Annotated in this window: 15 protein-coding genes and 1 riboswitch; of the genes, 13 read left to right on the forward strand and 2 right to left on the reverse strand. The window is 34.7% G+C overall.

From position 1 onward, the window contains the following. Positions 1–4: 4 nt before the first annotated feature. The 13 genes from zwf to TMATH_RS05150 all read left to right on the forward strand — a co-directional run bounded on the left by zwf (position 5) and on the right by TMATH_RS05150 (position 12,446). Entirely contained in the window at positions 5–1,462 is a 1,458-nt protein-coding gene (zwf, locus tag TMATH_RS05095; RefSeq protein WP_013150212.1) for a glucose-6-phosphate dehydrogenase, read from the forward strand. A gap of 18 nt (positions 1,463–1,480) precedes the next feature. Next, a complete protein-coding gene (locus TMATH_RS05100; protein WP_012995040.1) occupies positions 1,481–2,098 on the forward strand; it encodes a cyclase family protein in 618 nt (205 codons plus the stop codon). Between the two features lie 4 nt (positions 2,099–2,102). Then, on the forward strand, positions 2,103–2,348 hold the full coding sequence (locus TMATH_RS05105; protein ID WP_013150213.1) for a hypothetical protein: 246 nt from the start codon (positions 2,103–2,105) through the stop codon (positions 2,346–2,348). Positions 2,349–2,430: 82 nt separating this feature from the next. Continuing rightward, positions 2,431–3,099 carry an L-serine ammonia-lyase, iron-sulfur-dependent subunit beta gene (gene sdaAB / locus TMATH_RS05110; protein ID WP_012995042.1) on the forward strand — a complete coding sequence of 223 codons (669 nt, stop codon included), beginning with the start codon at positions 2,431–2,433 and terminating at the stop codon, positions 3,097–3,099. 12 nt (positions 3,100–3,111) lie between these two features. Next, positions 3,112–4,005 carry an L-serine ammonia-lyase, iron-sulfur-dependent, subunit alpha gene (gene sdaAA, locus TMATH_RS05115; protein WP_012995043.1) on the forward strand — a complete coding sequence of 298 codons (894 nt, stop codon included), beginning with the start codon at positions 3,112–3,114 and terminating at the stop codon, positions 4,003–4,005. Position 4,006: 1 nt separating this feature from the next. Beyond that, the gene (pepF, locus tag TMATH_RS05120) at positions 4,007–5,797 is read left to right on the forward strand and encodes an oligoendopeptidase F (RefSeq protein ID WP_012995044.1); all 1,791 of its coding nucleotides are present in this window, start codon (positions 4,007–4,009) and stop codon (positions 5,795–5,797) included. Positions 5,798–6,037: 240 nt separating this feature from the next. Then, positions 6,038–7,108: a 3-dehydroquinate synthase gene (gene aroB / locus TMATH_RS05125; protein WP_012995045.1), complete on the forward strand. Its 1,071-nt coding sequence runs from the start codon at positions 6,038–6,040 to the stop codon at positions 7,106–7,108. A gap of 112 nt (positions 7,109–7,220) precedes the next feature. Further along, positions 7,221–8,045: a prephenate dehydratase gene (gene pheA / locus TMATH_RS05130; RefSeq protein WP_012995046.1), complete on the forward strand. Its 825-nt coding sequence runs from the start codon at positions 7,221–7,223 to the stop codon at positions 8,043–8,045. A 24-nt stretch (positions 8,046–8,069) separates the two neighbouring features. After that, positions 8,070–9,086, forward strand: a complete 1,017-nt coding sequence (aroF, locus tag TMATH_RS05135; RefSeq protein WP_012995047.1) for a 3-deoxy-7-phosphoheptulonate synthase — start codon at positions 8,070–8,072, stop codon at positions 9,084–9,086. Next, positions 9,083–9,925, forward strand: a complete 843-nt coding sequence (locus tag TMATH_RS05140; protein ID WP_012995048.1) for a prephenate dehydrogenase — start codon at positions 9,083–9,085, stop codon at positions 9,923–9,925. Before aroF ends, TMATH_RS05140 begins: the two co-directional genes overlap by 4 nt. 9 nt (positions 9,926–9,934) lie before the next feature. Next, positions 9,935–11,206 (forward strand): 3-phosphoshikimate 1-carboxyvinyltransferase, encoded by a 1,272-nt coding sequence (gene aroA, locus TMATH_RS05145; protein ID WP_013150214.1) that lies wholly within the window; start codon positions 9,935–9,937, stop codon positions 11,204–11,206. A 96-nt stretch (positions 11,207–11,302) separates the two neighbouring features. Next, complete coding sequence (locus TMATH_RS12020) at positions 11,303–11,461, forward strand: hypothetical protein (RefSeq protein ID WP_013150215.1); 159 nt, start codon at positions 11,303–11,305, stop codon at positions 11,459–11,461. Between the two features lie 58 nt (positions 11,462–11,519). Next, a riboswitch (cyclic di-AMP (ydaO/yuaA leader) is annotated at positions 11,520–11,645 on the forward strand. Further along, on the forward strand, positions 11,646–12,446 hold the full coding sequence (locus TMATH_RS05150) for a cell wall hydrolase (RefSeq protein WP_013150216.1): 801 nt from the start codon (positions 11,646–11,648) through the stop codon (positions 12,444–12,446). Positions 12,447–12,499: 53 nt separating this feature from the next. Here TMATH_RS05150 and TMATH_RS05155 read toward each other — a convergent pair whose 3' ends face one another. Beyond that, positions 12,500–13,060 carry a TMEM165/GDT1 family protein gene (locus TMATH_RS05155; RefSeq protein WP_012995051.1) on the reverse strand — a complete coding sequence of 187 codons (561 nt, stop codon included), beginning with the start codon at positions 13,058–13,060 and terminating at the stop codon, positions 12,500–12,502. Positions 13,061–13,298: 238 nt separating this feature from the next. Then, a complete protein-coding gene (locus TMATH_RS05160) occupies positions 13,299–13,583 on the reverse strand; it encodes an SHOCT domain-containing protein (RefSeq protein ID WP_012995052.1) in 285 nt (94 codons plus the stop codon). Positions 13,584–13,605 lie beyond the last annotated feature (22 nt).

The raw sequence follows: 13,605 nt of genomic DNA on the forward strand, positions 1-13,605 counted from the left end.
TTATATGGTTAAAAATAATATATCTAATATAATGGTTATATTTGGCGGGACAGGGGATTTAACTCACAGAAAACTTATGCCTGCTTTGTACAATTTGAAATACCAAAAAATTCTTCCTGAAAATTTTGCTATTGTATCCATAGGAAGGAGAGATAGAACAGAAGAACAATATAGAAACGAAGTATTAGAGTCAATTAAAAATTATTCGAGATTTGACATTGATGAGAAAGTTTGGCAAAATTTAAGTGAGAGGATATTTTATAAAAGGTTTGATTTTGTATACGATAATGGATATATAGAGCTAAGTTCTTTTTTAAAGGACCTCGATGAAGAATATAATACAAAAGGCAATAGGATATATTATCTTGCAGTAGCTCCAGAATATTTTGGTATAATTGTTGAAAAACTTTATAGGCACGGCATGGTAAATAATGAGACCTCTTGGCAAAGAGTGGTTATAGAAAAACCTTTTGGAGAAAACTTGGAATCGGCGCGGAAATTAAATAAAATGATAACTGATGTTTTTACAGAGAGAAATACCTATAGGATAGATCATTATCTGGGAAAAGAAATGCTTCAAAATATAATGGTAATTAGATTTGCTAATGTATTTTTTGAGCCCGTATGGAACAGAAGGTATATTGATAATGTTCAGATTTCTTCAAGTGAAACAGTCGGAATAGAAAATCGCGGTGGATATTATGAAAAAGCTGGGGCCTTACGAGATATGGTACAAAATCACATGATGCAACTTCTAACTTTAACGGCAATGGAACCGCCTGTAAATCTCGATACAGAGTCTATAAGAGATGAGAAGGTAAAAGTTCTGAAGTCTTTAGAGATATTTACTCGCGAGGCTGTTGAGAAAAATGTTGTGAGAGGGCAATATGTAGGATATAGACAAGAAGACAAAGTTTCCCCTACTTCTAATACAGAGACATTTGTAGCTTTGAAAGTGCATGTGGAAAATTTTCGCTGGGCAGGAGTACCTTTCTACATTCGCACAGGCAAAAGAATGCCGGAAAAGTCTACACAAATTGTAATACAGTTCAAACCGTTGCCAGGAATCTTGTATTTTAAAGAATATAAAAATTTATTGCCAAATTTATTAGTTATAAAAATTCAACCTGAGGAAGGTGTAAAGCTTCAATTTAATGCAAAAGTTCCTGGGGCAGGAGATATCACCATACAACCTGTAGATATGGATTTTTGTCAAAATTGCCAGATTTCTAGTAATTCTCCAGAAGCTTATGAAAGACTTCTTTACGATGTCATGAGAGGAGATTCTACTTTATTTACGCGATGGGATGAGGTAGAATATTCTTGGAAGTTTGTAGATGCTATTGCTGAAGCATGGAAAGACAAAACGCCTGACTTTCCTAATTATCAACCGGGGACATGGGGACCTAAAGAAGCAAGTGAACTGCTATTAAAGGATAATAGAATGTGGTGGAATGTATAAAAAAGGGGGGTAAATCAAATGAAAATATATGATATCTCAATGGAAATTCAAGAAAGTATGACTGTTTATAAAAATAAAGAGGAAAAAAGGCCTAAACGTATTATTACTGTTGGTAAGGATGATGTGACAGAGTCCCGTATTAGCATGGACATGCATACGGGAACGCATATTGATGCTCCTCTCCATATGATTAGGGGAGGAGATACAGTAGAAAATATAGACCTCCATAAGGTTATAACTAAATGTAAAGTATTTGACTTTACAAATATATCTGATAAAATAACATCGGAAGACCTTGCAAATAAAGACATTCAAAATGGAGACTTTATAATATTTAAAACGAGAAATTCTTTTAGAGAGGATTTCGATTTTGAATTTGTCTATTTAGATAAAAGCGGTGCTAAGTTTTTAAAAGAAAAAGGTATAATCGGTGTAGGCATTGATGCCTTAGGAATTGAAAGAAGCCAGCCAGAACATGAAACTCACAAGATTCTTTTAGGAGCAGGTATAGTTATTCTTGAGGGACTGCGGCTTAAAGATGTAGAAGAAGGAGAATATTTTTTGTATACTGCACCTTTAAAAATTAGAGGTGCTGAAGCATCCCCTGCAAGAGCTGTTTTGATAAAGGAAGAGTAAAAATATGAAATTAAAATTGTCTGAAGGCAAAAATTTTGTTTTTGGAAAAATCTCATATGATGAAGAGAATACAGATGAATATATAGAACTTTTATTCGAAAAATTTGGTAAAGAATTTTTTAAAGAAGTATATTTAAAGTATCAAAAAGGCATGACTATTGACGTAGCTTTTAAAGAGGTATTAATCAAGCATAATAAGCTAAAATCCTTAAATATAAAAAAATTAAAAATAAAAAGCAAAATGGTTTAACTTCTTTTTTGGTGTAGGGGATTTTTAAAAAGCCAAGTGATCATATGGTTAACAAATATTTTGAGTAATAAGGAGATTTTGTATGAGAGAATACAGTGTATTTAATATTATAGGGCCTGTGATGATTGGGCCCAGCAGTTCTCATACAGCAGGGGCTGTAAGGCTTGCGAAAATTGCTCGAAAAATTGTAGACGAGGATATATCACAAGTGGAATTTGTATTGTATGAATCTTTTGCACATACATATAGGGGGCATGGTACAGATAAGGCTCTTGTTGCCGGGATTTTGGGCTTTGCCCCAGATGATGAAAAGCTGCCTCATTCTTTTGAAATAGCAAGACAGCAAGGGATAAAGTTTAAATTCACTGAAAGTGATGAAGAATCACCTCATCCCAATACTGTAAGAATGATAATAACAGGCAAAAGTGGACAGAAAATTAACATTTTAGGATGTTCTATTGGTGGAGGAAATGTGCTTTTAAAAGAGATAAATGGCATAGAGGTAGAAATTACTGGTGAATATCAAACATTGATTACAAATCACATAGATAGACCAGGGATAATAGCGAATGTTACTAAAATTTTTGCAGATTACAAAATAAATATTGCTTTTATGAGAGTATACAGGCATTCAAAAGGTGAGAAAGCTATTATGGTTGTAGAATCAGACCAAAAAATACCTGATGCTGCAAAAGAAACCATAAAAAACATCGATGGAATTTTAAATGCCATAATAATAAATCCTATGTAATGGAGGGGCAAAATGTATCAGTATAATCATGGTTATGAATTATTGGAACTTACAAAAAAATTTAATTTACCTATATCTCAAGTTGTAATGTTGGGAGAGCAAGAGAGAACGGGAGAAGAGTTGGATGCAATTTTTCAAAAGATGAAGAATAATCTGATTGTAATGAAGGAATCTATTAATAAAGGTTTAAATGAAGATTTAAAATCGGTAAGTGGTTTAACAGGTGGAGATGCAAAAAAACTGTATGAAAGAGTAATCATTGGCAATACTCTTTCTTGTGAAACAATGGCAAAAGCTGTTGCTTCTGCTCTTGCAGTGACAGAAGTAAATGCTTCTATGGGTAAGATTGTCGCTGCTCCTACAGCGGGGTCTAGCGGAGTTATTCCGGCAGCTCTTATAACTGTAGGCAGAAAATTTGGAAAGAGTGATGAAGACTTGACAAGAGCTTTGTTTACTGCATCAGGGATAGGCATTATAATAGCCGAAAACGCTACTTTATCTGGAGCTGAAGGGGGATGTCAAGCGGAAGTGGGTTCTGCGTCGGCAATGGCTGCAGCGGCTTTAGTAGAACTTATGGGGGGAACACCGGAGCAGTGTTTGACAGCGGCTTCTTTTGCTCTAATGAATTTATTAGGGCTCGTGTGTGACCCTGTTGCAGGACTGGTAGAAATTCCTTGCGAAAAGAGAAATGCTCTTGGGGCGGTTAATGCCATTATGTGTGCTGATTTTGCAATAGCAGGAATGGACAGTGTCATACCCTTTGACGAAGTGGTAGAAGCTATGTATAAAGTAGGGAAAGCCATACCCTATGCTTTAAGGGAAACTGCGGAAGGGGGACTTGCAAAGACCCCTACAGGGATAAGGCTTAAAAAAGAGGTATTTGAAAAAGAGAAACGGGGGAATTAAAGTGGAGATATTAAAAGATAGAAGCGAAATTGAAGATAAGTATAAATGGCGACTTGAGGATATATATGAAAATGAGAACTTGTGGGAAGAAGACTATAGCAAGACAAAAGAGCTATTAGAAGAAGTTCTGAAATTTAAAGGCAAAATTAATACTTCAAGAGATTTATTAGAGGTATTAAAACTTAATGACCAAATTGGAATGACAGCTAGTAAAATTTTTGCCTATGCCCGTATGAGAAGAGATGAAGACAATACTAATCCCAAGTATCAAGCTTTAACTGACAAGGCTATGAGGCTAAACATTGAAGTTATGAGTGCTACTTCTTTTATAGCTCCAGAGATTTTGTCTATTGATACACAAAAATTAATGGAAATGATAGAGGAATTAGAAGAATTAAAGATTTATAAGCAATATCTTGAAGATTTAATTAGGTTTAAACCTCATGTACTTTCACCAGAAGAAGAAAAAATATTAGCAGAAGCAAAAACATTGGCAGAGTCTGTTTCAAATATATACACCATGTTGAATAATGCTGACATGAGATTCCCCACTATTAAAGATGAAGAAGGCAAAGAAGTAGAATTAACTCATGGCAATTTTATAGGCTTTATGCAGAGTAAAGATAGAAACGTTAGAAAAGCTGCATTTAACGCCATGTATGACACATACAAAAAATTTATAAATACTTTTGCTTCTACAATGGCAGGAAATGTAAAGAAAGATATTTTCTACGCGAAGACACGGAAATATAATTCTTCATTGGAAGCCTCGCTTTTTGAAGATAATGTGGGTGTAGAAGTTTATAACAATCTTATAGAGACAGTACATAGTAGGCTTGATGTATTACACAGATATGTGAGGCTTAAAAAGAAGCTTTTAGGCTTAGACGAGCTTCACATGTATGACTTGTATGTACCTTTGATACAGGAATATGATAAGAAGTTTACATATGAGGAAGCAATAGAGCTGGTACTTGAAGGTCTTAAGCCGCTGGGAGATGAGTACATAAATTTACTCAAACAAGGGTTTAATTCCCGTTGGGTAGATGTTTATGAAAACCGAGGTAAAACTTCTGGAGCTTATTCCTGGGGGACTTATGGCACCCATCCTTATGTACTTTTAAACTATCATGGTAAATTAAGTGATGTATTTACAATTGCCCATGAAATGGGACATTCCTTGCATACTTATTATTCAAATGCAACACAACCATATGTGTATGCAGGTTATAAGATTTTTGTGGCAGAAGTAGCTTCTACTTGCAATGAAGCTATACTTATGGATTATCTTTTGAAAAATTCTAAAGATGAAAAAGAAAAACTTTATCTTTTGAACCACTTCTTTGAGGAATTTAGGGGGACAGTTTATAGACAAGTGATGTTTGCTGAGTTTGAAAAACTCATACACGAAATGGCAGAAAGAGGAGAATCTCTTACAGCGGAAGTGTTAAACAAAAAATATTATGAATTAAACAAGCTCTATTACGGCGATGATATTGTAGTAGATGAAGGTATAAGCTACGAATGGGCAAGGATTCCTCATTTCTATAGAAATTTTTATGTGTACAAATACGCGACAGGATTTTCTGCTGCAATAGCTATCTCCCAAATGATACTAAATGAAGGCAAAAAAGCCGTAGAAAGATACAAGGAGTTTTTAAAGAGCGGAAGTTCTGATTATCCTTTAAATCTTTTAAAGAGGGCAGGAGTAGATTTGACTACTCCAAAACCAGTAAACGAAGCATTGGACGTTTTTGAAAAATTGCTTGATGAATTTGAAAAATTAATGTAGGGAATCGATAGGGCAAGTTTTCAATGCCCTAAAATTTTTGGGTGTAAACTTCCAATAGTTGGAAGTCAATATAGGTGACGTTTTGCACAAAGCGCGCAACTTGACCAAGCAGTGCAAAAAGCCATAATATTTACTTACAAAATTTTTAAAACGGAGCCTGAAGTTTTTTATGATTTTTATATAGGAATTTTCTCTTTAATGATGTATAATATTAAAATAAAAAAGTGTGAGGTGTGAACTTTGGATTTTATAACAGTTGATTTGAAAGAAAAGTCCTATCCCATTTATTTTGCCTATGATTCTTTTGATAAATTAGGAGAAATAGTAAAGAAACATGTAAGAAGCAGTAAAACATTTATAATAACTGATTCTATTGTTTATCCTTTGTATTTTGAAAAACTCAATGAAAGTCTTACAAAAAGCGGTTTTAACGTTTCATATGAAGTCATTCCTCCAGGAGAACCCAGTAAAACAATGGAAATGGCACAGAGGCTTCTTGAAAAAGCTTATGACAATGGACTTTTAAGAGACAGTTCAGTTATAGCTCTCGGAGGAGGCGTTGTAGGAGATATAGCGGGATTTGTTGCAGCAACTTACATGAGGGGAATAGACTTTGTGCAAATTCCTACAACCTTGTTGGCTCAGGTTGATAGTAGTGTTGGTGGAAAAGTAGGAGTTAATCTAAAAAAAGGTAAAAACATAGTTGGTGCATTTTATCAGCCTAAAATGGTATATATAGACATTTCTGTTTTAAAAACTATAAATAAAAGAGAAATACTTGGGGGACTAGCCGAAATAATTAAATATGGAATTATATGGGATTTCGATTTATTTGAATACATCGAAAATAATCTTCATGAAATTTTAAATTTGAAAGAAGACAAATTAACACATATAATAAAAAAATCCTGTGAAATTAAAGGGAAAATTGTTTCTCTTGATGAAAAAGAAGAAAACCTGCGTTCAATATTAAATTTTGGCCACACTGTAGGACATGCCATTGAAGCTTTAACAGGTTATCAAAAATACATTCATGGAGAAGCAGTCGCTATAGGTATGGTGTACGCTTGTAAACTTGCATTAGATTTAGGGTATATTAATGAAAAATATTTTGAAAGAATTTTTTCTTTAATACAAAAGACAGGGTTACCTACAGACTATGAGGATTTGCCCAAAGAAAACATCGTAGAGGCTATAAAACTTGATAAAAAGAGTAGAGAAAGCAAAATAAATTTTGTTCTTCCCTCAGGTTTTGGAAAAGTTGAGGTCATAAGTGTTAAAAAGGAAGAAATCTTAAAGGTTTTAAAATAAGCGGGTAACCGCTTTTTTCTTCATCTTTTTTAGAATTTGTGAAAAATTTACTTGACTTTACTTATGCAAAGTATTAAAATATCACCAATATTATAAGTTGAGGGGGTGTTGGATGAAAATTGGCTATTTGGGTCCTAAAGGAACATTTTCTGAAGAAGCTGTCATAAAATACACACAAAGTGTTAAAAATTGTGAAGTTGTAGAGTTTAACACCATTCCGGAGGTCATAAATTGCATAAGCGATGGCTTGTGCGAAGAGGCAGTAATTCCTATTGAAAACTCTATTGAAGGTTCTGTAAATGTTGCTGTAGATATGCTGATAAACGACGCAAATGGGATAATGATAAAAGGAGAAGTGATAATACCTATTTCTCATTGCTTGATTTCGGATGTTCCAGTTGAATTTAAAGATGTACATTGCATACTTTCTCATCAGCAGGCAATTGCTCAGTGTAGGGAATATATATTTAAAAAATTTCCCAATGCGGAAGTAAAAGCTACAGACAGTACTGCTCAAGCAGTCTTAGGTGTCAAATCTAAACCTGGGGTAGTGGCGATAGGCCCTGAAAGAGCAGCCGTTATTTACGGCATGAGAATAATTGATAGGGACATACAAGATGTAAAAGAAAATTATACAAGGTTTTTGGTCCTTTCTCAAAGGGACGGGGTTATCACAGGGAAAGACAAGACGTCAATAGTTTTTTCTGTTCCAAATGTTCCAGGCAGTTTATATAACGCTTTAGGGGTTTTGGCCAACAAAGAAATCAATATGACGAAAATAGAGTCACGACCTTCAAGGAAAAAACTTGGGGAATATGTTTTTTGGGTGGACATTGAGGGGCATAGAGAAGATGAAATAGTAAAGAGTGCCTTAGAAGAGTTAAAAAGTAGAACGGATTTTTTAAAAGTGTTAGGTTCATATCCTAAATTTAAGTAGAACGGTAGAATGGAGGAATTGGAAATGGTAATTGTTATGAATATTAATGCTACTGATAAGCAAATCTCTGATATTACAAATCTTTTAACATCTCTCGGTTTAGGTTACCACATTTCAAAAGGTGAGGAAAAGATAGTCATAGGTGTCATTGGAGATAAGAAAAAATTGGAAGGTAAGGCTATTGAAATGATGGAAGGTGTTGAAAAAGTTATTCCTATTGTAGAACCTTACAAACTGGCCAGCAGAATTTTTAAACCAGAGCCCACCATTGTGGAAGTAGAAGGGGTAAAAATAGGTGGAAGCAACATAGTTATAATGGCAGGACCTTGTGCAGTAGAAAGCAGAGAACAACTCTTTGAAAGTGCTATGGCGGTTAAAAAAGCAGGAGCTCAATTTTTAAGAGGAGGGGCATTTAAACCGAGAACATCTCCTTATTCCTTCCAAGGGCTTGAAGAAGAAGGCTTAAAAATGCTTCAGGAAGCAAAGCAGCTTACCGGACTCAAGATTGTGACAGAAGTCATGGATGTTCATTCAGTTGAACTGGTGGCGCAATATGCTGATGTTCTTCAGATAGGTGCGAGAAATATGCAGAATTTCTCATTACTTAAAGCAGTAGGTAAAATAAATAAGCCTGTGTTATTGAAAAGAGGGCTTGCTGCAACATTAGGAGAATGGCTAAGTGCTGCTGAGTATATTCTAAATGAAGGCAATAAGGACGTTATCCTTTGTGAAAGAGGAATAAGGACTTTTGAAACTTATACGCGAAATACCTTAGATTTAAGTGCAGTTCCAGCCATAAAAAAATTAAGCCACTTACCTATAGTTGTTGACCCTAGTCATGGCACTGGTAAATGGGACCTTGTAGCTCCTATGGCTAAAGCTGCTATAGCAGCAGGAGCTGATGGTCTCATTATTGAGGTACATCCCGATCCCAAAAATGCTTTATCTGATGGGGCTCAATCTCTTACTCCTGAAAATTTTGAGGCTTTGTGTGAGGATATAAAGGTTATTGCTAAAGCGGTAGGACGGGATTTTTCATGATAAGAAAAGCGGTTATTATAGGATTGGGTCTTATAGGAGGGTCATTGGCAAAAGCACTAAAAAAATATACAGATATAAATATTATTGCTGTTGATATAAACAGAGACAATTTACGCAAAGCGTTGGAAGAGGGAGTAATTTCTTATGGTATGACACACCTTGATTTTCAAGTAGATACTGATGTAGTTTTTATATGCACACCTGTTGGAAAAGTTGTTGAAAGCGTAAAAAATATAATTCCTTATTTAAAAAGAGGCTGCATTGTAACGGACGTTGGAAGTACAAAAAAAGTCATAATGGAAGAGGTGCAAAAATTTTTACCCGATGAAATTTTTTTCATCGGGGGTCATCCTATGGCTGGCACAGAGAAAGCAGGTTATGATAACGCTGATGCAGATTTATTTGTCAATTCAAATTATTTGTTGACACCTTCTGATATTGTAAAGGAAGATATTTTGGAATTATTTATAGATGAAGTGATAATAAAAATAGGTGCGAAACCGGTAATTATGGATTATAATAAACACGATGCCATTGTAGGAGTTATAAGCCATGTACCTCATATAATTTCTGCTATACTTACAAATTTTGCTTATCATAAATGCAGTGAAGCTTTTAAATACGCAGCTGGTGGGTTTAAAGATACTACGCGAATTGCCTTGTCTCAGACTGAAATATGGAAAGACATAATTTGCACAAACAAAGAAATTATTTTGGACTTACTAAAAAATTACAAGGAAGTCCTAAGTGACTTTATTTGTTATTTAGAAAATGATGATATTGACAGTATACAAAAGTTTCTTGAAGATGCAAGAAAATATCGAAACACTATAACTTGAGGTGTTGTTATGGATATTGAAGTTAAAAAGAAAAAATTTTTAAAAGGTGTTATCTCTGTCCCAGGGGACAAGTCAATATCTCACAGAGCTGTAATGATTGGGTCAATTGCAGAGGGAATTACAGAAATTGGAAATTTTCTTTTGGGAGAGGATTGTATATCTACTATTAATTGTATGAGGAATTTAGGAGTTGATGTTGAATTAAAAGGAACAAACGTTAAAGTTTATGGAAAGGGGCTTTATTTAAATAAAAGCGAAAAAATTCTTGATGTAGGAAATTCGGGTACTACCATTAGGCTTTTGATGGGTATTCTTTCTGGTCAAAAATTTGAGGCTACCGTTACAGGTGATGAATCTATAAAGAGACGCCCAATGGGAAGGGTGATAACTCCTCTTAGTATGATGGGAGCGAAAATAGAAGCAAGGGAAGGAAATTTTGCGCCTCTTACGGTTTTTGGGAACAAACTTAAAGGCATATATTACAAAATGCCAATTGCCAGTGCGCAGGTTAAATCCAGTATAATGTTGGCAAGCCTTTACGCTGATGATAAAACGATTATTGAAGAGCCCTACCCTTCAAGAAATCACACGGAACTCATGTTTAGTTCTTTTGGTGCTAAAGTGGATGTAAATGGTACAAAAATAACCTGTTATCCTGGTTACAAATTACAAGGGCAGAAAATTGTTGTACCGGGGGATATATCGTCAGCAGCATATTTTATTGTTGCTGCAACTCTCGTTCCAAATTCGGAGGTTACTATAAAGAATGTAAATGTGAATCCTACAAGAACTGGTATTATCGATGTGATAGAAAAAATGGGGGGAGACATTGTCTTGACAAATGAAAGAACTATAAACAATGAAAAAGTAGCGGATATAACAGTTAAGACTTCAAGGCTAAAAGGAATTGAGATTGGAGGAAGTCTTATTCCAAGGCTTATTGATGAGATTCCAGTAATAGCAGTTGCAGCAGTCTTCGCAGAAGGGAAGACAGTGATAAAAGATGCCGAGGAGTTAAAAGTAAAAGAAAGCAATAGAATAAATACAATCACTTCAGAACTCAAGAAATTGGGGGCAAAAATTTTTGAAAGGGATGATGGGATGATTATAGAAGGTACAGGATTTTTGAGAGGAAATACAGTGGAAAGTTACAACGACCACAGGATTGCTATGTCTTTGTGGGTTGCTGGACTTATGGCAGAAGGAGAAACTAAGATAAAAAATGCTGAATGTGTAAATATTTCGTATCCGGATTTTTATAAAACCTTCGATATATTATAAAAATAGGATAATGTTATTTTTTATCAAAATTTGATCTTGAATTCCTATATATTGTATGTTATTATACTAGTACAACAATATATAGGAGTGATTGAAATGAAAAACGGAGTAGCAGAAAATAAAACACAGTTGAAAGAAAATAAAGCTGATCAAAATAATGTAAATATGTTTACATGTCCGGATTGCGGCGCTAAATTGGTTCATGAAGGAGGTTGTGTTTTTTGTCCTTTCTGTGGATATAGTGAATGCCAGTAAGTACCTGTCTTTCCACCAGTTTAATATAGACACAAATTAAATATCCGGCTATAATTTAGTTAAAAATATGCCGAATCCCCGATAAGGGGTACGGGGGAATTAAATTGGGGTGAATCCACTTTGTGGTAGGGTGGCCCTCACCCGAACCCGTCAACTAACCTCGGAGGCGAAAGGGGGAAACAGCATGTTTAATCTTTACATCAAGGTCAAACCTCTCATCGCATCAATTATAGCCGGATTGTTTATTTTTCAATCAGTATTTGCCGCAACTTATACAGTTAAACCTGGTGACACTCTATGGGGCATAAGTCAAAGATACGGAACTACATATACTAAGCTGATGGCTTTAAATGGTCTTCAAAGTACAATAATATACCCAGGACAAGTTTTGCAAGTGCCAGGTAGCGATAACACATATGTTGTTCAAAAAGGTGACAGCTTGTATTTAATTGCTAAAAAATACGGCATTACTGTTGATATGCTCAAATCTGCGAATGGATATAAAAGCGACATAATATATCCTGGACAAGTCTTTATTATACCCAGTGCTACTTCTTCTAGGACATATCAGGATGTCAGTAGAGGTTCTATTGAAAGGGGTGTAATACCATACACAAAAGAGGAATTTGACCTCCTTGCGCGCCTTGTTACAGCAGAAGCAGACGGTGAACCTTATAAGGCAAAAGTAGCTGTTGCAGCAGTAGTAATAAACAGAGTTAAAAGTAGCATTTTCCCTAATACTATAAAAGACGTAATATACCACGTTGATGATTACGGTAATTATCAATTTACTCCTGTACTAAATGGCTGGATAAATAGACCTGCCTCAGCTGATGCTATAAGTGCGGCAAGAGAAGCGTTAAGTGGTGTTGACCCAACAAATGGAGCCTTGTATTATTTTGACCAGAGTGCTACAAATGCGTGGCTGTGGTCACTTCCTATAGCGGCAAGAATAGGTAATATGGTTTTTTGTTACGGCAGGTGAAATTTCCGATGAGAGGGTCAAAAACGGGTACAATATAAGTACCCGTTTTTGATTTAGAAAAATAATTTATACAAAGTAGAAAGACCAAAGGCGAGGAATATGAAAGAAGATAGATATTTTAAATATTTTGAAGGGATTCTTTTATTAAAATAAATGCCTACAATTATTCCTAATACATCTGCTAAAAATATTCCCAGAGTGGTGCCTATTAATATATATAGAGGACTGTTATATGATGCAGTCAAAGCTATAGCAGCTAATTGTGTTTTGTCTCCCAATTCTGAGAATACATATGTACTTATAATAGTTGCAAAAGGACCGTATTTTGAATTTTTTATTTTTTCTTGTTTTGCTTCTTCTTCTAACAGAGTTGTAATGCCAAAAAACAGAAATAATAAAGCGGCTAAAAGTTTTATATAAAAAATGGGAATATATTCGGTGATATATGAACCAAATATCACAGCAATGCCATTGTTTATTAAGGCAGCGATAAATATGCTTATAAGAACAGTCCTTACTTTAAAAAGAGTAGCAAAAGCCATTGACATGAGCTGTGACTTATCTCCCATCTCAGAAGTAAAGATAAGGACAAATGATGTGATAAGTGCTTCCATTTTATTGCCTCCCCGACTATTATATTTGCCCTTTAAATAAATTGGACCTTTACATAATATGTAAAACATATTATGTAAAGGTCTCGTTCTTTCAGGTAAAGCCAGGGTTTCCCGATATGTTGACTTTACCGCATATAAACTATGCGAACTACTCCCCTTTACTCAATATATTGTAAAAAATTTATCATAAAATGTCAATAGGAGCAATACAAACAAGAATAATGTCACATCATTTAGTTTATTTTTTTAACATTTTTACTATTTCTGTATATTCGTCTGAAGTAATTTCACCGCGAGCGTACCTTAACTTAGCAATTTCTAATGCTTCATTATTAGGATCTGTATCGTGCTTTTTAAAAAAGTTAACATTTCTAATCTGTTTTACTAGCCAGTAAATTACTACACCTATTAAAATCAAGAACAATATATTGGTAAGTCCACCACCGAACCAAGTTCCATAACCACAAGGATAGTATCCTCCAAACCAACGACCTAAACCACCCATCATATATCCTCCAAACATAATTTGTCCTCCTCTCCAAATA

Origin of the sequence: Thermoanaerobacter mathranii subsp. mathranii str. A3, assembly GCF_000092965.1 — a bacterium.
GTDB lineage: Bacteria > Bacillota > Thermoanaerobacteria > Thermoanaerobacterales > Thermoanaerobacteraceae > Thermoanaerobacter > Thermoanaerobacter thermocopriae.

What these genes read in the sequence shown, in the direction of transcription:
- TMATH_RS05105 (WP_013150213.1), top strand. Translation starts at nt 2,103, where the DNA reads ATGAAATTAAAATTGTCTGAAGGCAAAAATTTTGTTTTTGGAAAAATC.
- sdaAB (WP_012995042.1), top strand. Translation starts at nt 2,431, where the DNA reads ATGAGAGAATACAGTGTATTTAATATTATAGGGCCTGTGATGATTGGG.
- TMATH_RS05155 (WP_012995051.1), bottom strand. Translation starts at nt 13,060, where the DNA reads ATGGAAGCACTTATCACATCATTTGTCCTTATCTTTACTTCTGAGATG.
- pheA (WP_012995046.1), top strand. Translation starts at nt 7,221, where the DNA reads ATGAAAATTGGCTATTTGGGTCCTAAAGGAACATTTTCTGAAGAAGCT.
- TMATH_RS05150 (WP_013150216.1), top strand. Translation starts at nt 11,646, where the DNA reads ATGTTTAATCTTTACATCAAGGTCAAACCTCTCATCGCATCAATTATA.
- zwf (WP_013150212.1), top strand. Translation starts at nt 5, where the DNA reads ATGGTTAAAAATAATATATCTAATATAATGGTTATATTTGGCGGGACA.
- TMATH_RS05140 (WP_012995048.1), top strand. Translation starts at nt 9,083, where the DNA reads ATGATAAGAAAAGCGGTTATTATAGGATTGGGTCTTATAGGAGGGTCA.
- aroF (WP_012995047.1), top strand. Translation starts at nt 8,070, where the DNA reads ATGGTAATTGTTATGAATATTAATGCTACTGATAAGCAAATCTCTGAT.
- sdaAA (WP_012995043.1), top strand. Translation starts at nt 3,112, where the DNA reads ATGTATCAGTATAATCATGGTTATGAATTATTGGAACTTACAAAAAAA.
- TMATH_RS12020 (WP_013150215.1), top strand. Translation starts at nt 11,303, where the DNA reads ATGAAAAACGGAGTAGCAGAAAATAAAACACAGTTGAAAGAAAATAAA.
- TMATH_RS05100 (WP_012995040.1), top strand. Translation starts at nt 1,481, where the DNA reads ATGAAAATATATGATATCTCAATGGAAATTCAAGAAAGTATGACTGTT.
- aroA (WP_013150214.1), top strand. Translation starts at nt 9,935, where the DNA reads ATGGATATTGAAGTTAAAAAGAAAAAATTTTTAAAAGGTGTTATCTCT.
- TMATH_RS05160 (WP_012995052.1), bottom strand. Translation starts at nt 13,583, where the DNA reads ATGTTTGGAGGATATATGATGGGTGGTTTAGGTCGTTGGTTTGGAGGA.